27 protein-coding genes are annotated in these 20,905 nt (G+C 61.7%); 1 reads left to right on the forward strand and 26 read right to left on the reverse strand.

Translation table 11 applies throughout. From position 1 onward, the window contains the following. Nucleotides 1-22 precede the first annotated feature (22 nt). From rplO to rpsJ, 20 genes are all read right to left on the reverse strand, one after another. Nucleotides 23-505 carry a 50S ribosomal protein L15 gene (gene rplO / locus ACSKT0_RS18580; RefSeq protein WP_059387372.1) on the reverse strand — a complete coding sequence of 161 codons (483 nt, stop codon included), beginning with the start codon at nucleotides 503-505 and terminating at the stop codon, nucleotides 23-25. Next, nucleotides 505-711 (reverse strand): 50S ribosomal protein L30, encoded by a 207-nt coding sequence (gene rpmD / locus ACSKT0_RS18585; RefSeq protein ID WP_059387371.1) that lies wholly within the window; start codon nucleotides 709-711, stop codon nucleotides 505-507. Before rpmD ends, rplO begins: the two co-directional genes overlap by 1 nt. Nucleotides 712-713: 2 nt before the next feature. Further along, nucleotides 714-1,385 carry a 30S ribosomal protein S5 gene (gene rpsE / locus ACSKT0_RS18590; RefSeq protein WP_437771052.1) on the reverse strand — a complete coding sequence of 224 codons (672 nt, stop codon included), beginning with the start codon at nucleotides 1,383-1,385 and terminating at the stop codon, nucleotides 714-716. Nucleotides 1,386-1,414: 29 nt separating this feature from the next. Then, on the reverse strand, nucleotides 1,415-1,798 hold the full coding sequence (gene rplR / locus ACSKT0_RS18595) for a 50S ribosomal protein L18 (protein WP_234749066.1): 384 nt from the start codon (nucleotides 1,796-1,798) through the stop codon (nucleotides 1,415-1,417). A gap of 3 nt (nucleotides 1,799-1,801) precedes the next feature. Next, nucleotides 1,802-2,338 carry a 50S ribosomal protein L6 gene (rplF, locus tag ACSKT0_RS18600; RefSeq protein WP_437771053.1) on the reverse strand — a complete coding sequence of 179 codons (537 nt, stop codon included), beginning with the start codon at nucleotides 2,336-2,338 and terminating at the stop codon, nucleotides 1,802-1,804. 18 nt (nucleotides 2,339-2,356) lie between these two features. Next, entirely contained in the window at nucleotides 2,357-2,755 is a 399-nt protein-coding gene (rpsH, locus tag ACSKT0_RS18605) for a 30S ribosomal protein S8 (protein ID WP_028265096.1), read from the reverse strand. Between the two features lie 77 nt (nucleotides 2,756-2,832). Further along, on the reverse strand, nucleotides 2,833-3,411 hold the full coding sequence (rplE, locus tag ACSKT0_RS18610) for a 50S ribosomal protein L5 (protein WP_059387367.1): 579 nt from the start codon (nucleotides 3,409-3,411) through the stop codon (nucleotides 2,833-2,835). Then, nucleotides 3,411-3,773: a 50S ribosomal protein L24 gene (rplX, locus tag ACSKT0_RS18615; RefSeq protein ID WP_437771054.1), complete on the reverse strand. Its 363-nt coding sequence runs from the start codon at nucleotides 3,771-3,773 to the stop codon at nucleotides 3,411-3,413. Before rplX ends, rplE begins: the two co-directional genes overlap by 1 nt. Before the next feature lie 3 nt (nucleotides 3,774-3,776). Beyond that, on the reverse strand, nucleotides 3,777-4,145 hold the full coding sequence (gene rplN / locus ACSKT0_RS18620) for a 50S ribosomal protein L14 (RefSeq protein ID WP_003803789.1): 369 nt from the start codon (nucleotides 4,143-4,145) through the stop codon (nucleotides 3,777-3,779). A gap of 348 nt (nucleotides 4,146-4,493) precedes the next feature. Beyond that, nucleotides 4,494-4,793 (reverse strand): 30S ribosomal protein S17, encoded by a 300-nt coding sequence (rpsQ, locus tag ACSKT0_RS18625; RefSeq protein WP_059387365.1) that lies wholly within the window; start codon nucleotides 4,791-4,793, stop codon nucleotides 4,494-4,496. Continuing rightward, a complete protein-coding gene (gene rpmC, locus ACSKT0_RS18630; protein ID WP_059387364.1) occupies nucleotides 4,790-5,113 on the reverse strand; it encodes a 50S ribosomal protein L29 in 324 nt (107 codons plus the stop codon). Before rpmC ends, rpsQ begins: the two co-directional genes overlap by 4 nt. A 2-nt stretch (nucleotides 5,114-5,115) precedes the next feature. Continuing rightward, complete coding sequence (rplP, locus tag ACSKT0_RS18635) at nucleotides 5,116-5,532, reverse strand: 50S ribosomal protein L16 (RefSeq protein ID WP_028265101.1); 417 nt, start codon at nucleotides 5,530-5,532, stop codon at nucleotides 5,116-5,118. Next, complete coding sequence (gene rpsC / locus ACSKT0_RS18640; protein WP_028265102.1) at nucleotides 5,533-6,369, reverse strand: 30S ribosomal protein S3; 837 nt, start codon at nucleotides 6,367-6,369, stop codon at nucleotides 5,533-5,535. It abuts the gene before it with no gap. After that, nucleotides 6,370-6,735 (reverse strand): 50S ribosomal protein L22, encoded by a 366-nt coding sequence (gene rplV, locus ACSKT0_RS18645; protein ID WP_028265103.1) that lies wholly within the window; start codon nucleotides 6,733-6,735, stop codon nucleotides 6,370-6,372. It lies immediately after the preceding gene. Nucleotides 6,736-6,773: 38 nt separating this feature from the next. Beyond that, on the reverse strand, nucleotides 6,774-7,055 hold the full coding sequence (gene rpsS / locus ACSKT0_RS18650; protein WP_018773666.1) for a 30S ribosomal protein S19: 282 nt from the start codon (nucleotides 7,053-7,055) through the stop codon (nucleotides 6,774-6,776). Nucleotides 7,056-7,067: 12 nt separating this feature from the next. Then, nucleotides 7,068-7,907, reverse strand: coding sequence for a 50S ribosomal protein L2 (rplB, locus tag ACSKT0_RS18655; RefSeq protein ID WP_028265104.1), 840 nt, complete (start codon nucleotides 7,905-7,907; stop codon nucleotides 7,068-7,070). Between the two features lie 29 nt (nucleotides 7,908-7,936). After that, entirely contained in the window at nucleotides 7,937-8,242 is a 306-nt protein-coding gene (gene rplW, locus ACSKT0_RS18660) for a 50S ribosomal protein L23 (RefSeq protein ID WP_059387362.1), read from the reverse strand. Then, on the reverse strand, nucleotides 8,239-8,856 hold the full coding sequence (gene rplD, locus ACSKT0_RS18665) for a 50S ribosomal protein L4 (RefSeq protein WP_437771055.1): 618 nt from the start codon (nucleotides 8,854-8,856) through the stop codon (nucleotides 8,239-8,241). The genes rplW and rplD overlap by 4 nt, the downstream gene beginning before the upstream one ends. Nucleotides 8,857-8,860: 4 nt before the next feature. Then, complete coding sequence (rplC, locus tag ACSKT0_RS18670) at nucleotides 8,861-9,511, reverse strand: 50S ribosomal protein L3 (RefSeq protein WP_059387360.1); 651 nt, start codon at nucleotides 9,509-9,511, stop codon at nucleotides 8,861-8,863. 18 nt (nucleotides 9,512-9,529) lie between these two features. Further along, on the reverse strand, nucleotides 9,530-9,838 hold the full coding sequence (gene rpsJ, locus ACSKT0_RS18675) for a 30S ribosomal protein S10 (RefSeq protein WP_038464699.1): 309 nt from the start codon (nucleotides 9,836-9,838) through the stop codon (nucleotides 9,530-9,532). A 387-nt stretch (nucleotides 9,839-10,225) separates the two neighbouring features. Here rpsJ and ACSKT0_RS18680 point away from each other — a divergent pair, with 387 nt between their 5' ends. After that, nucleotides 10,226-11,653 carry a GH1 family beta-glucosidase gene (locus tag ACSKT0_RS18680; RefSeq protein ID WP_437771056.1) on the forward strand — a complete coding sequence of 476 codons (1,428 nt, stop codon included), beginning with the start codon at nucleotides 10,226-10,228 and terminating at the stop codon, nucleotides 11,651-11,653. Between the two features lie 33 nt (nucleotides 11,654-11,686). Here ACSKT0_RS18680 and ACSKT0_RS18685 read toward each other — a convergent pair whose 3' ends face one another. From ACSKT0_RS18685 to rpsL, 6 genes are all read right to left on the reverse strand, one after another. Beyond that, nucleotides 11,687-11,812, reverse strand: a complete 126-nt coding sequence (locus ACSKT0_RS18685) for a hypothetical protein (RefSeq protein ID WP_272909588.1) — start codon at nucleotides 11,810-11,812, stop codon at nucleotides 11,687-11,689. A 28-nt stretch (nucleotides 11,813-11,840) separates the two neighbouring features. Then, nucleotides 11,841-15,968, reverse strand: a complete 4,128-nt coding sequence (locus ACSKT0_RS18690) for a hypothetical protein (protein WP_437771057.1) — start codon at nucleotides 15,966-15,968, stop codon at nucleotides 11,841-11,843. Nucleotides 15,969-16,162: 194 nt separating this feature from the next. Then, complete coding sequence (tuf, locus tag ACSKT0_RS18695) at nucleotides 16,163-17,353, reverse strand: elongation factor Tu (protein ID WP_059387357.1); 1,191 nt, start codon at nucleotides 17,351-17,353, stop codon at nucleotides 16,163-16,165. Nucleotides 17,354-17,588: 235 nt separating this feature from the next. Further along, nucleotides 17,589-19,703: an elongation factor G gene (fusA, locus tag ACSKT0_RS18700; RefSeq protein ID WP_437771058.1), complete on the reverse strand. Its 2,115-nt coding sequence runs from the start codon at nucleotides 19,701-19,703 to the stop codon at nucleotides 17,589-17,591. Nucleotides 19,704-19,771: 68 nt separating this feature from the next. After that, on the reverse strand, nucleotides 19,772-20,242 hold the full coding sequence (gene rpsG, locus ACSKT0_RS18705; RefSeq protein WP_059387355.1) for a 30S ribosomal protein S7: 471 nt from the start codon (nucleotides 20,240-20,242) through the stop codon (nucleotides 19,772-19,774). 1 nt (nucleotide 20,243) lies between these two features. Continuing rightward, entirely contained in the window at nucleotides 20,244-20,618 is a 375-nt protein-coding gene (gene rpsL, locus ACSKT0_RS18710; RefSeq protein ID WP_009358312.1) for a 30S ribosomal protein S12, read from the reverse strand. Nucleotides 20,619-20,905 lie beyond the last annotated feature (287 nt).

Raw genomic sequence — 20,905 nt, forward strand, 5'->3', positions numbered from 1 at the left:
CGGGCGATAGCCCCAATGCCCTTTAGAGGGCAGTGGTGGTTCCGCCTGCTGCTGCGATCTTCTCAGCTGCGCTGGAGGAGAAAGCGTGGGCGGTGACGTCCACCTTGACGGTGATGTCGCCGGTGCCCAGCACCTTGACGGGCTGGTTCTTGCGAACGGCACCCTTCTCAACCAGGGACTCGACGGTGACAGCGCCACCTTCCGGGAACAGCTCGTTGAGCTTGTCCAGGTTTACAACCTGGAACTCGACCCGGAACGGGTTCTTGAAGCCGCGAAGCTTCGGCAGGCGCATGTGCAGCGGCAACTGGCCGCCGGCAAAGCCAGCCTTGACCTGGTAGCGGGCCTTCGTACCCTTGGTACCGCGACCGGCGGTCTTACCCTTGGAGCCTTCACCACGACCAACACGGGTCTTGGCAGTCTTGGCACCGGGGGCGGGACGCAGGTGGTGGACCTTCAGAGTGTTCTGCTTGTCGGCAGCCTCTGCGGCGGTTTTGTTCTCAGCCATTACTTCGCCTCCTCTACATTCACGAGGTGCGGAACCGTGTTGAGCATTCCAACGGTTACGGCATCAGCGGTACGGACAACGGTGTGTCCGATGCGCTTGAGGCCGAGGGACCGCAGGGTCTCACGCTGGTTCTGCTTGGCGCCGATGACGCCCTTGATCTGGGTGATCTCCAACTGAGCGTCGGAGGGAGTCAGGTTCTTAGCCATGACTAGACACCTGCCTTTTGGTTCAGGAGTGCGCGCACCAGAGCTGCAGGAGCAACCTCGTCCAGCGGCAGGCCACGGCGGGCTGCCACGGAAGCGGGCTCTTCCAGTCGCTTCAGGGCGTCAACAGTCGCGTGAACGATGTTGATGGCGTTCGAGGAACCGAGCGACTTGGAGAGAACGTCGTGGATACCGACGCATTCCAGTACCGCGCGGACCGGACCACCAGCGATAACACCGGTACCCGGGGAAGCCGGACGCAGCATGACAACGCCTGCTGCGGCCTCACCCTGCACGCGGTGCGGGATGGTGCTGCCAACGCGGGGAACGCGGAAGAAGGACTTCTTGGCCTCTTCAACGCCCTTTGCGATAGCTGCCGGAACTTCCTTGGCCTTGCCGTAGCCAACGCCAACCAGGCCGTTGCCGTCACCGACGACGACGAGGGCGGTGAAGCTGAAGCGACGACCACCCTTGACGACCTTGGCAACACGGTTGATGGTTACAACGCGCTCTACGAACTGGCTCTTCTCGGCCTCGCGACCGCCGTCGCGGCCACCACGGCCACCACGGTCGCCGCGGCCCTGGCCACGGTCACCACGCTCGCCACGACGGCCGCCGCGGCGGTCGTCGGTGGCAGCAGCAGTCTCAGTTGCCTCAGCAGCTGCAGCTTCAGTCACCTGAATGTCCTTATCGTTATTCTCAACGGTCACAGTGCCAACCCACCTTCACGTGCGCCGTCAGCGACGGCGGCGATCCGGCCGTGGTACTTGTTACCACCGCGGTCGAAGACAACAGCTTCGATGCCTGCAGCCTTGGCACGCCCGGCAACGAGCTCGCCGACGCGCTTGGCCTTGGCAGTCTTGTCGCCGTCGAATGCACGAAGGTCAGCTTCCAAAGTGGAAGCGTAAGCCACGGTTACACCCTTGCTGTCATCGACAACCTGGACGAAGATGTGGCGTGCGGAGCGGTTGACGACCAGACGAGGACGAGCAGCCGTACCGGTGATGCGCTTGCGGATACGAAGCTGGCGACGGCTGCGTGCAGCAGACTTGCTCTTGTTCGACCGCTTCTTGTTAATTGCGATGGCCATGGTTTACTTACCAGCCTTTCCGACCTTGCGGCGGATAACTTCGCCGGCGTAACGGACACCCTTGCCCTTGTAGGGGTCAGGCTTGCGCAGCTTGCGAATGTTGGCAGCAACCTCGCCGACCTGCTGCTTGGAGATACCAGCGACGGAGAGCTTGGTCGGCCCCTCCACCGTGAAGGTGATGCCCTCGGGAGCGGCGACATTCACCGGGTGGCTGAAGCCGAGAGCGAACTCAAGGTCAGAACCCTTGGCCTGAACGCGGTAACCGGTACCAACGATTTCAAGCTTCTTTTCGTAGCCCTTGGTGACGCCCTCGATCATGTTGGCGATCAGGGTGCGGGTCAGGCCGTGCAGGGAACGCGAAGTGCGCTCGTCGTTCGGGCGGGTGACAGTCAAGGTGCTTTCGTCCAGGGTGACCTCGATCGGGCTGGCTACAGTGTGGCTCAGCTCGCCTTTGGTGCCCTTGACATTGATGACAGAGCCATCAACCTTAACTTCAACGCCGGCAGGAACGGTGATGGGGAGACGTCCAATACGTGACATTATTCTCTTCCTTTCCCGTTACCAGACGTACGCGAGGACTTCGCCGCCCACGCCCTTCTTGCCGGCCTGCTTGTCAGTCAGGAGGCCGGAAGAGGTGGACAGGATTGCGATACCCAGGCCACCCAGCACGTGAGGCAGGTTGGTGGACTTCGCGTAAACGCGGAGACCAGGCTTGGAAATGCGGCGGACACCAGCAATCGAACGCTCGCGGTTCGGACCGAACTTGAGGTCGATGGTCAGCTTCTTGCCGACTTCGGCTTCCTCTTCCTTCCAGGCAGCAATGTAGCCTTCTGCCTTCAGGATGTCGGCAACGCGTGCCTTGAGCTTGCTGTACGGCATGCTCACAGTGTCGTGGTATGCCGAGTTGGCGTTGCGCAGACGCGTAAGCATGTCTGCGACAGGATCTGTCATAGTCATTGTGGGCTCTTGCCCTTCCTCGTAATGGTTTCCGCGTTGGCTACAAAGGAGCCGCGGCCGGACCTACTACGTAGTTATTAGTCTTCGGATTTAAACGGGAAGCCAAGTGCCTTGAGCAGCGCACGGCCTTCGTCATCGGTCTTTGCAGTGGTGACAACCGTGATGTCCATACCGCGAACGCGGTCGATGGAGTCCTGGTCGATTTCGTGGAACATAACCTGCTCGGTCAGACCGAAGGTGTAGTTGCCGTTGCCGTCGAACTGCTTGCCGTTGAGGCCGCGGAAGTCGCGGATACGGGGCAGGGCGAGGGTCACGAGGCGGTCCACGAATTCCCACATACGGTCCCCACGCAGAGTTGCGTGTGCACCGATGGGCATGCCTTCGCGCAGCTTGAACTGTGCGATGGACTTGCGGGCCTTGGTTACCTGCGGCTTCTGGCCGGTGATCAGGGTGAGGTCGCGGACAGCGCCGTCGATCAGCTTGGAGTCCTTGGCGGCATCTCCAACACCCATGTTCACAACAACCTTCACCAGGCGGGGAACCTGGTTCACGTTCTCGTACTTGAATTCCTCAACCAAGGTCTGCTTGATGGAATCGGCGTACTTCGTCTTCAGACGCGGAACGATCTTCGCTGGGGTCTCGAGAGTCTCAGTCATTAGATGTCCTTCCCGGAGGCCTTGGACACGCGGACACGGACGGTCTTGGAGACGCCGTCCTTGTCAACGGTCTCGAGACGGAAACCAACGCGGGTCGGCTTCTTGGTCGAGGGGTCAACAAGAGCAACGTTGGAGACGTGGATCGGGGCCTCTACGACCTCGATGCCACCGGTCTTGGTGCCGCGCTGCGACTGACCGACCTTGGTGTGCTTGGTGACTCGGTTGATGCCTTCTACCAGGACGCGGTTGGTCTCGGTGAACACGCGCAGAACCTTGCCCTGCTTGCCACGGTCGCCGCCACGTTCCTGCTTGGCGCCGGTGATGACCTGAACCAGGTCACCCTTCTTGATCTTTGCACCCATGGGTTACAGCACCTCCGGAGCCAGCGAAACGATCTTCATGAACTTCTTGTCACGGAGTTCACGACCAACCGGGCCGAAGATACGGGTACCGCGGGGGTCGCCGTCGTTCTTCAGAATCACAGCTGCGTTCTCGTCAAACTTGATGTAGGAACCATCCGCACGGCGGCGTTCCTTCTTGGTACGAACGATGACAGCCTTGACGACGTCACCCTTCTTTACGTTGCCGCCCGGGATAGCGTCCTTGACGGTTGCGACAATGACGTCGCCAATGCCTGCGTAGCGACGGCCGGATCCACCGAGAACGCGAATGGTAAGGATTTCCTTAGCACCCGTGTTGTCGGCGACCTTCAGTCGCGACTCCTGCTGAATCAATTTTTACTCCTTGCGTCGCGCCGGTTCTCAGACCGAAATGGAGCATACGGAATGAGCCTTGCGGAACGGTTGATCGGGGTGTCTCTTGACCTGCCTGGATTTTGCCAGAGCAGGCCTAAACTCCCGTGCCGCCAGCATCAGCTTCCCTTGCGGAAATAACTGCGCGGGGCAGTATGCCGCGGCACGATTGTTTACGAGGTGGTTGTTGACGCACAAGTGGCGCCATACAAACTCAATATCCTAGCACGTTTTATGCTAAGGACCGAAACGCGGAAAGGCCCGCATTCCTTCCGGAATACGGGCCTTCCCACCAATCCATATCGCTGCCGGACAAAGTCCGGCGCGGGATTACTTAGCCTTTTCGAGGATCTCGACCAGGCGCCACCGCTTTGTAGCGGACAGCGGGCGGGTCTCAGAGATCAGAACGAGGTCGCCGATGCCGGCGGTGTTCTGCTCGTCGTGAGCCTTGATCTTCGAGGTGCGGCGAATGACCTTGCCGTACAGAGCGTGCTTCACGCGGTCTTCGACCTGAACAACGATGGTCTTTTCCATCTTGTCAGAGACAACGTAGCCGCGACGCGTCTTACGGTAACCGCGCTGTTCAGCGCTGGCTGCTGCTTCCGTCACAGTTTCCTTCTGTTCGCTCACTTGGCGTCCTCTCCAGCCTCGGCTTCGGCCTTTTCAGCCTTGGCTTCTGCCTTCTTGGACTTCTTTTCTTCCTTGGCTTCCACAACCGGTGCGGCAACCTCGGCACGAATGCCCAGCTCGCGCTCACGGAGAACGGTGTAGATGCGTGCGATGTCCTTCTTTACCGCGCGCAGACGACCGTGGTTCTCCAGCTGTCCGGTGGCGGACTGGAAACGCAGGTTGAACAGCTCTTCCTTGGACTTGCGGAGTTCTTCAACGAGACGCTCGTTGTCGAAACCGTCCAGCTGTGCGGGTGCGAGATCCTTCGACCCTACTGCCATTTCTATTCACCACCTTCGCGACGCACAATGCGTGCCTTCAACGGCAGCTTGTGGATTGCCAGGCGCAGTGCCTCGCGAGCTACCTCTTCATTGACACCGGCGAGCTCGAAGAGAACGCGGCCCGGCTTGACGTTTGCGACCCACCATTCCGGAGAACCCTTACCGGAACCCATGCGGGTTTCGGCCGGCTTCTTCGTCAGCGGGCGGTCCGGATAAATGTTGATCCAGACCTTGCCGCCACGCTTGATGTGGCGGGTCATCGCGATACGGGCAGACTCGATCTGACGGTTCGTGACGTAGGCCGGGCTCAGCGCCTGGATGCCGTACTCACCGAAAGTGACCTTGGTGCCGCCCGTTGCAGCGCCGGAACGACCCGGGTGGTGCTGCTTACGGTGCTTGACTCGACGTGGGATAAGCATTTAAGCCTGTCCTCCTTCTGCTGCGGGAGCAGCAGCTTCAGCTGCCGGAGCCTCTGCAGCAACAGGTGCTGCGTCAGCTGCCGGACGGTCGGTACGACGGCGGCGGTCACCACGGTCTGCGCCACCCGGGCGGCCCGGACGGTCGCTCGGACCGCGGCCGCGGGACGGAGCAGCAGCTGCCTGCTGAGCCAGTTCCTTGGCGGTGACGTCGCCCTTGTAGATCCAGACCTTCACACCGATGCGGCCGAAGGTGGTCTTGGCCTCGTAGAAGCCGTAGTCGATGTTCGCACGCAGGGTGTGCAGGGGCACACGGCCTTCGCGGTAGAACTCCGAGCGGGACATTTCTGCGCCACCCAGTCGACCGGAGCAAGCGATACGGATACCCTTGGCACCCGCACGCTGTGCGGACTGCATGGCCTTCTTCATCGCACGGCGGAAAGCCACGCGGGAAGTCAGCTGCTCAGCAACGCCCTGGGCAACAAGCTGTGCTTCCATCTCGGGGTTCTTGACCTCGAGGATGTTCAGCTGGACCTGCTTGCCGGTGAGCTTTTCGAGCTCGCCGCGAATGCGGTCTGCTTCTGCGCCGCGGCGGCCGATGACGATACCCGGACGAGCCGTGTGGATGTCCACGCGGACACGGTCACGGGTGCGCTCGATTTCGACCTTGGCGATACCAGCGCGCTCCATGCCCGTGGACATGAGCTGGCGGATGCGGATGTCTTCGCGAACGAAGTCCTTGTACCGCTGGCCAGCCTTGGTGCTGTCAGCAAACCAGTGCGATACGTGATCGGTGGTGATGCCGAGTCGGAACCCGTGCGGGTTAACTTTCTGTCCCACTTAGCGAGCCTCCTCTTTCTCCGGGGTAGCGACTACCACGGTGATGTGGCTCGTGCGCTTCTTGATCTGAAATGCGCGACCCTGAGCACGCGGCTGGAACCGCTTCATGGTCGGGCCTTCATCAACAAACGCTTCGCTGATGTAGAGGTCTCCCTCGTCAAAGGCAACGCCGTCGCGGTCCGCGAGGACCCGTGCGTTTGCCATTGCCGACTGAACTACCTTGAATACCGGCTCCGAAGCTGCCTGTTCGGCGAACTTCAGAATTGCCAGAGCCTCATTCGCTTGCTTACCACGAACAAGGTTGACGACGCGCCGGGCCTTCATAGGCGTTACGCGGATGTGACGCGCAATAGCCTTGGCTTCCATTGCTTTCCTTCTCTCGTCTTAGCCGTAGAGCCAGCGCCTTAGCGGCGCTTGCCCTTACGGTCGTCCTTGACATGGCCGCGGAATGTCCGCGTGGGAGCGAATTCGCCGAGCTTGTGCCCGACCATCGACTCAGTGACAAACACCGGAATGTGCTTGCGTCCGTCGTGAACGGCAATCGTGTGACCCAGCATGTCCGGGACGATCATCGAACGGCGGGACCAGGTCTTGATGACGTTCTTGGTGCCCTTTTCGTTTTCCCTGGCGACCTTCACAAAGAGGTGCTGGTCTACGAAAGGACCTTTTTTCAGGCTGCGTGGCATGTGTCCAGGCTCCTATCGCTTGTTCTTGCCAGTACGGCGGCGACGAACAATAAGCTTGTCGCTCTCTTTGTTGGGGCGGCGGGTGCGGCCTTCACGCTTACCGTTCGGGTTGACCGGGTGACGTCCACCGGAAGTCTTACCTTCACCACCACCGTGCGGGTGATCGACCGGGTTCATGGCGACACCACGGACGGTCGGGCGAACGCCCTTCCAGCGCATACGGCCGGCCTTACCCCAGTTGATGTTCGACTGCTCGGCGTTGCCGACCTCGCCGACGGTTGCGCGGCAGCGCACGTCAACGTTGCGGATTTCACCGGAGGGCAGACGCAGCTGGGCGAAACGGCCTTCCTTGGCGACGAGCTGAACCGAAGCACCTGCGGAACGGGCCATCTTAGCGCCGCCACCCGGACGCAGTTCAACTGCGTGGATGGTGGTACCAACCGGGATGTTGCGCAGCGGCAGGTTGTTGCCCGGCTTGATGTCAGCGTCGGGGCCAGCCTCGACGAAGTCACCCTGGGACAGCTTGTTCGGGGCGATGATGTAACGCTTGGTGCCATCAACGTAGTGCAGGAGGGCGATGCGAGCCGTGCGGTTCGGATCGTACTCGATTTCGGCAACGCGGGCGTTGACGCCGTCTTTGTCGTGGCGACGGAAGTCGATCAGACGGTACTGGCGCTTGTGGCCACCACCCTTGTGACGGGTAGTGATCTTACCGGTGTTGTTACGGCCGCCAGTCTTGTGCAGCGGACGCAGCAACGACTTTTCCGGAGTCGATCGCGTGATTTCGGAGAAGTCGGCTACGCTCGAGCCGCGACGGCCCGGGGTAGTCGGCTTGTATTTACGGATTCCCATAATTCATTTCCTCGTTAAAGTGGTCTCCGCTACGCGAGCGGACCGCCGAAGATGTCGATTGTGCCTTCTTTGAGGGTCACAATTGCACGCTTGGTGCTCTTGCGCTGTCCCCAGCCGAATTTGGTGCGCTTGCGCTTACCGGCACGGTTGATGGTGTTGATCGATTCGACCTTGACGGAGAAAATCTTCTCCACGGCCAGCTTGATCTCGGTCTTGTTCGAGCGGGGGTCCACCAGGAAGGTGTACTTGCCCTCATCGATCAGGCCGTAGCTCTTTTCCGAAACGACGGGTGCAATGACGACGTCGCGCGGGTCTTTGATGGTGGCTGCACTCACTTGGCATCCTCCTCGTTCTTTGCCTTGTCAGCGATGAAAGCCTCGAACGCAGCCTTGGTGAAGACAACGTCGTCGGAAACCAGCACGTCGTAGGTGTTCAGCTGGTCTGCGTACAGAACGTGAACATCCGTGAGGTTGCGCACGGAAAGTGCAGCAACATCGTTGGCGCGCTCGATAACAACGAGCAGGTTCCGGCGCTCGGAAACTGCACGCAACGCGGCCAGTGCTTCCTTGGAGGACGGCTTGGGGCCGGCGACCAGTTCAGCAAGGACGTGGATGCGGCCGTTACGGGCGCGGTCGGACAGGGCGCCACGCAGTGCGGCAGCCTTCATCTTCTTGGGGGTCCGCTGGCTGTAGTCACGCGGAGTCGGGCCGTGGACAACGCCACCACCGGTCATGTGAGGAGCACGGATGGAACCCTGACGGGCGCGGCCGGTACCCTTCTGCTTGAACGGCTTGCGGCCTGCACCGGAAACTTCGGCGCGGGTCTTGGTCTTGTGGGTACCCTGGCGAGCAGCAGCGAGCTGTGCGACGACGACCTGGTGCAGCAGCGGCACGTTGGTCTGGACGTCGAAGATCTCTGCAGGCAGGTCTACCTTGACAGTGCTAGTCATTTAACTAGGCTCCCTTCACGGCGGTGCGTACGAGGACGACCTGGCCGCGGGCGCCGGGGACGGCACCCTTGATAAGGAGCAGCGACTTCTCGGCGTCAACAGCGTGAACCGTGAGGTTCAGCGTGGTGTGACGTTCTGCGCCCATGCGACCGGCCATTTTCAGACCCTTGAAGACGCGGCTCGGGGTGGATGCGCCACCGATGGAACCGGGCTTGCGGTGGTTCTTGTGCGCACCGTGGGAGGCTCCAACACCGTGGAAGCCGTGACGCTTCATAACACCGGCGAAGCCCTTACCCTTGCTGGTGCCGACGACGTCGATCTTCTGACCGGCTTCGAAGAGCTCAACAGAAAGCTCCTGGCCCAGTTCGTAAGACGCGGCGTCTGCAGTGCGCAGTTCGACGACGTGGCGGCGAGGAGTTACGCCAGCCTTTTCAAAGTGACCAGCCAGCGGCTTGGTGACCTTGCGGGGATCGATCTGGCCGTAGCCGATCTGAACGGCGACATAGCCATCAGTCTCTGCATTGCGCAGCTGAGTGATGACGTTGGAGTCAGCCTGGACGACAGTTACCGGGATGAGCTTGTTGTTCTCGTCCCAGACCTGGGTCATGCCGAGCTTCGTGCCCAGCAGGCCCTTTACATTACGGGTTGCGGTCATAGTTTTCTCAGCACCTCCCTACAGCTTGATTTCGATGTTCACGTCGGCCGGCAGGTCGAGACGCATAAGCGAGTCAACAGCCTTCGGCGTGGGGTCGATGATGTCGATCAGACGCTTGTGAGTACGCATTTCAAAGTGCTCACGGCTGTCCTTGTACTTGTGGGGAGAGCGGATCACGCAGTAGATGTTCTTCTCCGTCGGCAGCGGCACGGGGCCCACTACCGTTGCGCCTGCGCGCGTGACCGTCTCAACGATCTTCCGCGCTGAAACATCAATGACCTCGTGGTCATATGACTTCAGCCGGATGCGGATTTTTTGTCCCGCCATGTCGCCTGACTCTCTTTCAGTCTGTGCTGCCCTCGAATAAAGGCTGCCCTGTTCACTTACGTGTTGTATGTGGCTGCCGAAGCATTTGAAGTAGTACTACCACCCGCCGCACAAGCTGAATCCGGAGGGATCCGGGTTCCTCAACTTGCCGGTGTAACCGACCCCCGCGGTCGGGCGTGTCGCGATTTCCACGCAAACGCGTCCGACTTCCTTGGGGATCTGGGTTATGTTTGGGCTTCAGCTTGGACCCTGACACCCGGCATTATCCGGATCGGGACGCGAAGAAGCGCTTGAACAACTCACCTAGTATGCCGGAATTCCCCGGCATAAGCCAATCGGGCCTCGCGGACCATTGCCATCGGCTCCCGCGCTCGGGATGATGGGGTCATGACTGTCCAAGATTCTGCCACGGTGGGGGATCTTGCAGGCCGCATCCGGCCGGACTTCACCTTGGGCGTCGCTGCGGCAGCCTTCCAGATCGAGGGCTCGCTCTCAGCGGACGGGCGCGGACCGTCAAGCTGGGATGCATTTGCCGAGAAACCAGGCGCGATCGTCGACGGGCACTCCCCCGCAGTAGCCTGCGACCACTATAACCGGACGGACGAGGACATTGCCCTCATGCAGGATCTGGGCGTGGATTCCTACCGGTTCTCGCTCTCCTGGCCCCGGATCCAACCCGGCGGCAAGGGCCCCATCAACGAACAAGGCCTGGACTTCTACGACCGTCTGATCGACAAGCTCCTGAAGGCCGGGGTCTCGCCCATGGTGACCCTGTTCCATTGGGATACTCCCCTGCCGTTAGAGCACGACGGCGGCTGGCTGAACCGGGCGACGGCGGAACGGTTCGCCGAATACTCCGCTGCGGCCGCGCACCGCTTCGGTGACCGCGTGGCGCAATGGGTCACCCTGAACGAACCCGTTTCGGTCGCGTTGCAAGGTTATGCGCTCGGTGTCCACGCTCCCGGCAGGCGGTTGCTTTTCGATGCCTTGCCGGCCGCCCACCACCAGTTGTTGGGGCACGGCCTTGCTGTCCAGGCCCTGCGCGCTGCCGGCGTGGCGGGAACTGTCGGCGTAGCCAACGTCCATTCGCCAGTCCGGCCCGCAAGCAAGCGGCTTGCAGACGGTCTGATGGCCAAGGCCTTCGACCTCATCTTCAACCGGGTCTATGCCGATCCCATCCTCTTGGGGCGGTACCCGAAACCGCCACTACAGGTAAGGCCCTGGTTCCGGGCCTTGGGCAAGGTCCGCGACGAGGATCTCAAGACCATCCACCAGCCGTTGGATTTCTACGGCTTGAATTACTACTACCCCATCAAGGTGGCCTCGGGCCGCGGCGACGGAAGCGGACCCAGCAGCAACCCGGACATGATGGCCAAGCTGCCGTTCCATCTGGCGGCCTTCCCGGAATACGAAACGACGGGATTTGGGTGGCCTGTGGCTCCCGAACACCTCGGAATCCTGCTGCGGGAGCTGAAAGACCGCTACGGGGCAGCGCTGCCTCCCCTGTTCATCACGGAGAGCGGCGCGAGCTTCCCGGAACCGGACCACACCCCGGGTCCGGTGCACGACGCCGATCGCATCAGCTACCTTGCTTCGCACCTTGGCCAGGCCTTGAGGGCCACGTCCTCCGGCGGGATCGCCCACGACGTCGAACTTCTGGGCTACTACGTCTGGACGTTGCTGGACAACTTCGAATGGGCCGCCGGGTATTCACAGCGATTCGGGCTGGTGCACGTCGACTTCGACACCCTCGAAAGAACCCCCAAAGACTCGTACTACTGGTACCAGTCCTTGAGCAAGGCACGCAGGAGCTGATTCGAGCCCCTTTTGTGGACCGATCGTGCTAAATCAATCTTTCCTGTTGGCCCGATTGATCCGCTTGGCGCGCTCGATCTCGCGGCGGAAGTATTTCCTTCCCCACATCACGCCAGCCACCACCACAACCACAACAACCAGAAAAATGAGCCATCCCATTCCGCATTCCTCCTTTGAGGCAACGCTATCAGGGCGCGGTCCTGTTCAGGCGCCAGACGGCAAGGACGATCAGCGCCAAGGCGATCACGGCGAGCATCGCGAAGGCGTAGGAACGAAGGGCCCACATAACACTGAGGACAACGCCCGCGGCACCCCACCATACAAACATGCGCTCGGCGAGGACCAGTCCGGCAAGCAGTAGCATCGCGTATCCGATGAGGACCCACAGTTGCTGTGGCACAGTGCCCGTGAAGACGCTGCCTGGCACTATCGAGAGGAGGCCCCCGAGGGACAATAGGCCTGAGGCGAGGCCCAACCTGATACGCCCCTCCAGCTGGTTCCCCGCGTAGTAGCGCAGCCCTGCCAAAACGGCGCCGAGGACCGTGAACCACTGCACCACCCAAAAGAGCTCTGGCCTGGTTCCATGGACGAAGAGAACCGCCCGCTGAGCAGCGGCAAGCACCAGCACCGCACCCAGCTCGGCGACAGCGAATCTGATGGCCCGGGGTGCCTCTAGGAAAGCCACGGCCACCGCAGCGCCGAGCAAGCAAGTTCCTGCCAGAGCGATGTCATCGTGCAGTAGGCCTGCAGCTCCGGCCAGGGCGAATCCCCCTCCTGCCGCTACTGCGAGCGACAACTTGCGCACGGGCTGCGACCCCACCCCCGGAATCCGGGACCACCGGACAGCGTAAAGAACAGCGGCCGTTCCTGCGCAGCCCAGGAGCCACGGCAGGAAATCCTCCCAGTGAGCCCCGGCCTGGCCAACAATCGGAGCCCTTTCCAAGACAGAAGAGGCGAAGACTGTAGCCCCGACGAGGCTCGCGGCGGAGGCAAGAGGATAGAAGCCGGGCATTCCCTCGACGTGCGAGGCCACGAAGCACACTACAGCCAATACCAGTCCCGCCATTCCCGTGGCGGTGTCCGACACGTCCACTGACAGCGCCCCACCGGCGCCGGTGAAAGCCAGCGCCGCCACCAACCAGAACCAACGTTCAGGGACGCCGTTTACCGGCTGGACGAGTAGCCTCACAACAGTCACCAAGAGTGACATCGCGAGCAGCACCAGGGGCACCGCCAACTGGCTGAGGAGAGGTGCGGCAAGCCACGTCCCGGAAGGGAAGGACGCCTCGGGTCCGGCTGCCGCCACCGCCGCGATCGACGCCGGAATGGTGAAATACACAGCGCCTCGGGCGGTAAAGATCCGGTTCGCGACAACGGCGGAAACCAACAACACGGCCAGCTCAAGCAACAGGACCCAGCGGCCGCCGTCGTGGGCTTCCGGCTGAACCACAGACGAAAGGTACGTCGCCGGCAGCACGGCCTGCGCGCTGAGCGTCACCCACACTGCTGCCTGCTGGAAGGGAATCTGCTGCAATCGGTTCCGCATGAACCAACGGATGATGTGCTGGAGTACCAGGACGGCCGCGAAAGTCAGCGACACCACCGTGGCGGACGCCGATAGGTCATGGGCAAAAACCGCGGCAACGGCGGCCGTGAGAAACCTGGCGGCGATGAAGTAAATGCCCTTCGCAGTGCGCCCGGGAGCCGCGGCCACCATGACCGCGCCGAATACGGCGAAGATGGCGAGCAACGCCTCGACTTCGTGAATGTGTGCACCGCGAAGCAACAGCAAGAGCGCCAACGTCGCCGGCGCGAAGACCGCAGACGCGCCCTCCGAGCGAATCATGAACCCCGCCACCACAGCCGACACCGCCATGATGATTGAGATCGCTACCGCCTGCCAGCTTCCGGCCGCGGAGCTGTCGAAGTAGCTCCCGGAAATGCTCACGACGGCGGCGGCGCCGGCCATGAAAGGCAGCACCACGGCAACGTCGAGTGCAGCGAGACCTCGATCAGGGCCGCGCAACGCCTCGGCAAGCGGCGGAATCAGTTGGAGTGCCAATGCCACGAAGACCACGGTGGCAAGCTGAAGCCTCTCCCCCGCCACCACCAGGCCGCCTCCGTCCCGGAGCAACTGCAGATAGGCTGTGCCGGCGAGCACGGTGACGAGCGCACGGGCGGCCCACCAATAGCGGCGGCGGTGCAGGGCGCGGGGAAGGCGGAGCGCCTGAACGGCGAAGTAGACCACGCCAATGAGCAACACAACGTTTCCCAACGCCACGGACACCGCCCCGAAGGAAAACGCCCCAGCCCAGGCAAAGGATGCCGGCGCGAGGAACTCAACCACCCTTCCGCGCAAGGTAGCTCTTACGGCTTTCGGGAACAGCGCCCAGCCAAGCAACGCGACGGCGAGGACATGAATCACGACGGCCGATACTGTCAGGGGCTGGCGGGGCGCTTGCTCGAACAACACAACCAAAGGCATCCCTGCCATGCCGGCACCGGCAAAGGCTGCGAGGCAGGCGGTCGGCGCGAAGGTCCTGACGCCGGAACGGATCAGCGCGCCTTCCACCAGCAACTGGAACGTCGTTGCGGCAAGAAACGCCAGGACGACCGCGGCAATGCGGTCGGAATTCTCCGGCAATATCCCCGCTGTCATTGCCGGGACGCTGAGAGTGAGCGCAATCCGCCCCGCCAAGACAAACACCCTGCGCTTGGGCTCCGTTGGCCTGCTTGCCCGCAACAGCCAGAACGCGCCGGCGATAGCCAATAGGGCCGCCGTCGGCCACCCGCCCAGCTCATCGGCAAACGGAGCAGCCACCGCAATGGCTGTCACAGGGAGCCATTCGGCCGGCCCTCCCAGCTTCCACGCCAGGACCAGACTGCACAGGAGGGTCGCGAACAACGGAATCCCCAAGGGCGTCTCGGAATGCCGGACCAGGATGGCGAAGGCCGCCATGAAGGCGGCGGCCAATTGAAGGCCGAAGCACACCACGGCATCAATCCAGCAGCGCCGGATTGCCTGGGATGTGCCCGGTCCCGGGAACCAACGGACGTGCCGGCGGCTGTCGAATGCCGACCACAGGGCCTGCAGTGCAAAGAGAGCGGCCGCGGCGAGCAGCACTTCCGGCAGCCCAAGCCCTGCGTCGGCCAGGGCCACGAGGAAAGCCACGGTGAATGAGAGCCTCGCCGCGTAGAACTGTGGGAGCCGGAACACGCTCTGGGGAATGGCTGCCATCACGGCGAAATACAGTCCACACGCCATCATGATCATGGCGTACTCACCCTTCCCCAGATGCTCGGGCACGAAGCTGGCGGCAAGTGCAACGAACGGCACGACATAAGGGTGGAGGGACATCAAAGGCCGGACATAGACCGGCGGAAGCCAGCGCGGTCTCCGCATGGCCATCAGGGTCAGGACCGCGGCGAACCCGATCAGGGACGCGAAATACCAGACGAGGGCGCCGCCGAGCATGGATACACCGGACCAAGCCGCGGAGACCACAAAGCTCAACGACAGGAAGGCGAGAACCCTGTTGTCGAGTCGCACCGCGGCGACAACATAGGCCACTGTCCCAACGACGGACGTGACCAGCCAGGCGGCCGGGCCATTGTGCAGCGCGAAGTTGTACATCGCCAAACCCGTCACAGGGATCAAGGCAAGGCCCGTTCCCGCAAAGGCGATCGCGGCGGGCCGCAGCCTGGGAGCCCTCGCGTGGAGGATGAAACCCCCCGCGTAGAAGGCAGCAGTGATGGTCCAGACGCCGGCAAAGCGGAGGACAGACGGGAGGCTGGTGCCAATGAACAGTGCCGAAGCTGCGACCAGTAGAAGGCTCGCCACATACAGCGTGACGTTGATGTTCTGCCGATCCCGTTTCAGCTTCCGGGCCGCTTGCTCCTCCCGCAGCGCCTCCGGCGGGATCCGGGCTGCTTGCGGATGGATGGGGAGTGGACCGGGCTTGACTGGAACGGGCCAAACCGGGGCGGCCTGGGCTGGGGTGGCTTGAACTGGAGTAGTCCGAACCGGGACCGTCTGGACGGAAGCAGGTGCGAACGTTTGACCGCGTTCCGCGCCTGGCGGGCGGGAATCCCCTTCCTTCGCGGGAGGCCCCCCGCGGTGAGCCTCGGCGTCGCGCCATCCTGCCAGGTGACCAGCCAGATAGCCTAAGCGATACTGCCGGACAGAATCGTCAGCAAGCCGTTGGGCGGCCCTTGCGGCAAGCGATCGCCCTTTCGATTTCCCTGTGGAGTATGCCACCAAAGCGGTGACGAAGACGACAAGCAGTACGAGGACGGTGCCAAAGAAGCCAGACATTCCTGCTCTCCTGTCCAGGGGCGACGAAGCCACACGGGCTGTGGATTCGCAAGGCACGGATCCACTGTCACCATTAATCCATTCGATCGATAAACTATAGCAAAGAAGAACCCCGCCACGATAGTGACGGGGTTCTTATTTGGTTTGCTACCGGTCGCCAGGCGCCCGGTCCTCCACCGATCTACAAGTAGAAACTACTTGATGATCTTGGTGACACGTCCCGAACCAACGGTGCGGCCACCTTCACGGATTGCGAAGCCGAGGCCCTCTTCCATAGCGATCGGCTGGATGAGCTCAACGGTCATCTCAGTGTTGTCGCCAGGCATAACCATTTCCGTGCCTTCCGGCAGGGTGATAACGCCGGTTACGTCCGTGGTACGGAAGTAGAACTGCGGGCGGTAGTTCGAGTAGAACGGGTTGTGACGTCCGCCTTCGTCCTTGGAAAGGATGTAGACGTTGGCCTCGAAGTCGGTGTGCGGGGTGATGGAACCCGGCTTGACGACAACCTGGCCACGCTCGACGTCGTCGCGCTTCAGACCGCGGAGCAGGAGGCCACAGTTCTCGCCGGCCCATGCTTCGTCGAGCTGCTTGTGGAACATCTCGATACCGGTAACGGTGGTCTTCTGGACCGGACGGATACCAACGATTTCAACTTCAGAGTTGATCGCGAGGGTACCGCGCTCGGCGCGACCCGTAACAACGGTGCCACGACCGGTGATCGTGAAGACGTCTTCGATCGGCATCAGGAACGGCTTGTCGCGGTCACGAACGGGGTCCGGAACCGAGTTGTCGACAGCTTCCATGAGGTCCTCGACGGACTTGACCCAAACCGGGTCGCCTTCGAGTGCCTTGAGGCCGGAAACGCGTACAACCGGAGCGTCGTCGCCATCGAAGCCCTGAGCGCTGAGCAGCTCGCGAACTTCCATTTCAACGAGGTCGAGAAGCTCTTCGTCGTCGACCATGTCGGACTTGTTCAGCGCGACCAGCAGGTAGGGAACACCAACCTGGCGGGCGAGCAGGACGTGCTCGCGGGTCTGAGCCATCGGACCGTCAGTGGCGGCAACCACGAGGATCGCACCGTCCATCTGTGCAGCACCGGTGATCATGTTCTTGATGTAGTCAGCGTGACCCGGAGCGTCTACGTGTGCGTAGTGGCGCTTCTCGGTCTGGTACTCAACGTGGGAGATGTTGATGGTAATACCACGCTGGCGCTCTTCCGGAGCAGAGTCAATCGACGCGAAGTCGCGCTGCTCGTTGAGAGTGGGGTACTTGTCGTACAGCACCTTGGAAATGGCGGCAGTCAGCGTCGTCTTACCGTGGTCAACGTGACCAATGGTGCCGATGTTGACGTGCGGCTTAGTCCGCTCGAACTTTGCCTTTGCCACAGGTTCCTCCTAGAACGATTTCAAGTGAGTTGCTCCTCGGCCGCGCTTTTCGCGGCAGAAACTCCAGCAAGTCTACTTGGGGGCTTTGGATTTGGTGAAATTGCAGATTCAGGGACCATTATCGGCACCTGGAGTCTGTTCGCGCAGGGACCGGACTGCGGCCTGGGCTACAGCCCGGCGCCTGCGCTGAATGCTTTCCCGGAACGGGCCAACATCCTGGTTTATCCGTCGGTGATTACTCGCCGCGGTTCTTCTGGATGATCTCGTCGGCAACTGCCTTCGGGACCTCGGCGTAGCTGTTGAACGTCATGGAGTACACAGCACGGCCCTGGGTCTTCGAACGCAGGTCACCGATGTAGCCGAACATGCCGGACAGCGGAACGTGCGCGCGGATCACCTTGACGCCGGCGGCATCTTCCATGGACTGCATCTGGCCACGGCGGGAGTTCAGGTCACCGATTACTTCACCCATGTATTCCTCAGGGGTGCGGACCTCAACATCCATCAGCGGTTCGAGCAGAACCGGGTTCGCCTTGCGTGCGGCTTCCTTGAAAGCCATACGGCCGGCGATCTTGAACGCCATTTCCGAGGAGTCAACATCGTGGTACGCGCCGTCAATCAGCGTGGCCTTGATGCCGACAACCGGGTAGCCGGCCAGAACGCCGTCGTTGAGTGCATCCTGGATGCCCGCGTCAACGGACGGGATGTACTCGCGGGGCACGCGGCCACCGGTGACCTTGTTCTCGAACGCGTAGAGCTCGCCGTCGGCGGTGTCCATCGGCTCGATGGCGATCTGGATCTTTGCGAACTGACCCGAACCACCGGTCTGCTTCTTGTGCGTGTAGTCGTGACGCTCTACAGCGCGCTTGATGGTTTCGCGGTAAGCAACCTGCGGCTTGCCGACGTTCGCCTCGACCTTGAATTCGCGACGCATGCGGTCCACCAGGATGTCCAGGTGGAGCTCGCCCATGCCGGCGATGATGGTCTGACCGGTGTCCTCGTTGAGGGAGACCTGGAAGGTCGGGTCCTCAGCAGAGAGCTTCTGGATGGCCGTGGAGAGCTTCTCCTGGTCACCCTTGGTGTTCGGCTCGATGGCAACCGAGATCACGGGCTCCGGGAAGCTCATGGACTCGAGGACGATCTGGTTGTTCGCGTCGCACAGGGTGTCGCCCGTGGTGGTGTCCTTCAGACCGATCGCTGCGTAGATGTGGCCGGCGGTAGCGCCTTCAACAGGCATTTCCTTGTTGGCGTGCATCTGGAACAGCTTGCCGATGCGCTCCTTCTTGCCCTTGGTGGAGTTGACCACCTGTGCGCCTGCTTCCACGTGACCGGAGTACACGCGGATGAAGGTGAGCTGGCCGAAGAACGGGTGCGCGGCAATCTTGAACGCGAGGGCCGAGAACGGCTCTTCGGAAGAAGGCTTGCGGGTGAGCTCCTTCTCTTCGTCGCGCGGGTCGTGACCGACCATGGGCGGGACGTCGAGCGGGTTCGGCAGGAAGTCGACAACAGCATCCAGCATCGGCTGTACGCCGCGGTTCTTGAACGCAGAGCCACAGAGAACCGGGTAGAGCTCGGAGTTGATGGTCATCTTGCGGATGCCGGCCTTGAGCTCCTCGACAGTGAGTTCTTCACCTTCGAGGTACTTCTCCATGAGTTCTTCGGAAGCCTCGGCAACAGTCTCAACGAGCTGTGCACGGTACTCCTCAGCCTTGGCCTGGAGATCAGCGGGGATCTCCTGGACCTCGTACTTGGCACCCATGGTGACGTCACCCTTGGCATCGCCCGGCCACACCAGGGCGCGCATCTCAAGGAGATCCACAACGCCGATGAAGTCGTTCTCTGCACCGATCGGCAGCTGGAGGACCAGCGGCTTGGCACCGAGGCGGCTGATGATGGTGTCTACGGTGAAGTAGAAGTCAGCGCCGAGCTTGTCCATCTTGTTGACGAAGCAGATACGCGGCACGTTGTACTTGTCGGCCTGGCGCCAAACAGTCTCGGACTGCGGCTCGACGCCTTCCTTGCCATCGAAGACAGCAACGGCACCGTCGAGGACGCGCAGCGAGCGCTCGACCTCAACCGTGAAGTCCACGTGGCCCGGGGTGTCGATGATGTTGATCTGGTTCTTGTCCCAGAAGCAGGTCACGGCGGCAGACGTGATGGTGATGCCGCGTTCCTTTTCCTGTTCCATCCAGTCGGTCGTCGAAGCGCCGTCGTGCGTTTCGCCGATCTTGTGGTTCACACCCGTGTAGAACAGGATGCGCTCGGTGGTGGTGGTCTTGCCGGCATCGATGTGGGCCATGATGCCGATGTTGCGGACCTTGCTAAGGTCGGTAAGCACGTCCTGTGCCACGGTGTCTCCCTTTCGGATGGACTACACGTTCGCCGCCAGCTCAGGGAGCCGGCGGCGTACGGGAAGTTTTACCAGCGGTAGTGTGCGAAGGCCTTGTTCGACTCGGCCATCTTGTGGGTGTCTTCGCGACGCTTCACAGCGGCACCGAGACCGTTGGACGCATCCAGGATTTCGTTCTGGAGGCGCTCGGTCATCGTCTTCTCGCGGCGGGCCTTGGAGTAGCCAACCAGCCAACGGAGAGCGAGGGCGGTGGAGCGGCCCGGCTTGACCTCAACGGGAACCTGGTAGGTTGCGCCACCGACACGGCGGGAGCGGACCTCGAGGGAAGGCTTGACGTTGTCCATGGCCTTCTTGAGGGCGGCGACGGGGTCGCCACCGGACTTGGCGCGTGCACCTTCGAGTGCGCCGTAAACGATGCGCTCTGCGGTGGACTTCTTGCCGTCGATCAGAACCTTGTTGATCAGCTGCGTGACCAACGGGGAACCGTAAACGGGATCGGAAACTAGCGGCCGCTTCGGGGCCGGACCCTTGCGAGGCATATTACTTCTTCTCCATCTTTGCGCCGTAGCGGCTGCGGGCCTGCTTGCGGTTCTTGACACCCTGGGTATCGAGGGCACCACGGACGATCTTGTAACGGACACCCGGAAGGTCCTTCACACGACCACCACGGACCAGCACGATGGAGTGCTCCTGGAGGTTGTGGCCAACACCGGGGATGTAGGCGGTAACTTCAACGCCACCGTTGAGGCGCACACGTGCAACCTTACGGAGAGCCGAGTTCGGCTTCTTCGGGGTGGTCGTGTAAACGCGGGTGCAAACACCGCGGCGCATCGGGCTGCCCTTAAGCGCGGGAGCCTTGGTCTTGGAGACCTTCGGCGTGCGGCCCTTGCGGACCAGCTGGTTAATCGTAGGCACTTTCGTGTTCTCCGTTGGTTGATCTCTGCTCCGCGCCCAGACGTTGGCCTGTGTTTGCGTGAGAGCTTTGGCGTTGTCCATGCGGCCCTGGTCCGAAGACCGGTGGGCGTGCAAAAGTGCGGCATTCGTTGCGCACGTAGCCCGCAACCCGGAAACAGGCTCCACCCAACATCATGAGAACAAAACCGAAATGATGCTGCGGCGGCCTTCATCCACTGCCACACAGAACAATTACCAAAATTCTAGCATGGCTTGATCTGAGGCCTTAATCGGGTGTAAAGGGGTGA

The sequence above is a fragment of the Arthrobacter sp. KNU40 genome (assembly GCF_051515115.1).
Classification (GTDB): Bacteria; Actinomycetota; Actinomycetes; order Actinomycetales; family Micrococcaceae; genus Arthrobacter.

What these genes read in the sequence shown, in the direction of transcription:
- rplO (WP_059387372.1), bottom strand. Translation starts at nt 505, where the DNA reads ATGGCTGAGAACAAAACCGCCGCAGAGGCTGCCGACAAGCAGAACACT.
- rpmD (WP_059387371.1), bottom strand. Translation starts at nt 711, where the DNA reads ATGGCTAAGAACCTGACTCCCTCCGACGCTCAGTTGGAGATCACCCAG.
- rplR (WP_234749066.1), bottom strand. Translation starts at nt 1,798, where the DNA reads ATGGCCATCGCAATTAACAAGAAGCGGTCGAACAAGAGCAAGTCTGCT.
- rplF (WP_437771053.1), bottom strand. Translation starts at nt 2,338, where the DNA reads ATGTCACGTATTGGACGTCTCCCCATCACCGTTCCTGCCGGCGTTGAA.
- rpsH (WP_028265096.1), bottom strand. Translation starts at nt 2,755, where the DNA reads ATGACTATGACAGATCCTGTCGCAGACATGCTTACGCGTCTGCGCAAC.
- rplE (WP_059387367.1), bottom strand. Translation starts at nt 3,411, where the DNA reads ATGACTGAGACTCTCGAGACCCCAGCGAAGATCGTTCCGCGTCTGAAG.
- rplX (WP_437771054.1), bottom strand. Translation starts at nt 3,773, where the DNA reads ATGGGTGCAAAGATCAAGAAGGGTGACCTGGTTCAGGTCATCACCGGC.
- rpmC (WP_059387364.1), bottom strand. Translation starts at nt 5,113, where the DNA reads ATGGCAGTAGGGTCGAAGGATCTCGCACCCGCACAGCTGGACGGTTTC.
- rplP (WP_028265101.1), bottom strand. Translation starts at nt 5,532, where the DNA reads ATGCTTATCCCACGTCGAGTCAAGCACCGTAAGCAGCACCACCCGGGT.
- rplV (WP_028265103.1), bottom strand. Translation starts at nt 6,735, where the DNA reads ATGGAAGCCAAGGCTATTGCGCGTCACATCCGCGTAACGCCTATGAAG.
- rpsS (WP_018773666.1), bottom strand. Translation starts at nt 7,055, where the DNA reads ATGCCACGCAGCCTGAAAAAAGGTCCTTTCGTAGACCAGCACCTCTTT.
- rplB (WP_028265104.1), bottom strand. Translation starts at nt 7,907, where the DNA reads ATGGGAATCCGTAAATACAAGCCGACTACCCCGGGCCGTCGCGGCTCG.
- rplD (WP_437771055.1), bottom strand. Translation starts at nt 8,856, where the DNA reads ATGACTAGCACTGTCAAGGTAGACCTGCCTGCAGAGATCTTCGACGTC.
- rplC (WP_059387360.1), bottom strand. Translation starts at nt 9,511, where the DNA reads ATGACCGCAACCCGTAATGTAAAGGGCCTGCTGGGCACGAAGCTCGGC.
- rpsJ (WP_038464699.1), bottom strand. Translation starts at nt 9,838, where the DNA reads ATGGCGGGACAAAAAATCCGCATCCGGCTGAAGTCATATGACCACGAG.
- ACSKT0_RS18680 (WP_437771056.1), top strand. Translation starts at nt 10,226, where the DNA reads ATGACTGTCCAAGATTCTGCCACGGTGGGGGATCTTGCAGGCCGCATC.
- ACSKT0_RS18685 (WP_272909588.1), bottom strand. Translation starts at nt 11,812, where the DNA reads ATGGGATGGCTCATTTTTCTGGTTGTTGTGGTTGTGGTGGTGGCTGGC.
- ACSKT0_RS18690 (WP_437771057.1), bottom strand. Translation starts at nt 15,968, where the DNA reads ATGTCTGGCTTCTTTGGCACCGTCCTCGTACTGCTTGTCGTCTTCGTC.
- rpsG (WP_059387355.1), bottom strand. Translation starts at nt 20,242, where the DNA reads ATGCCTCGCAAGGGTCCGGCCCCGAAGCGGCCGCTAGTTTCCGATCCC.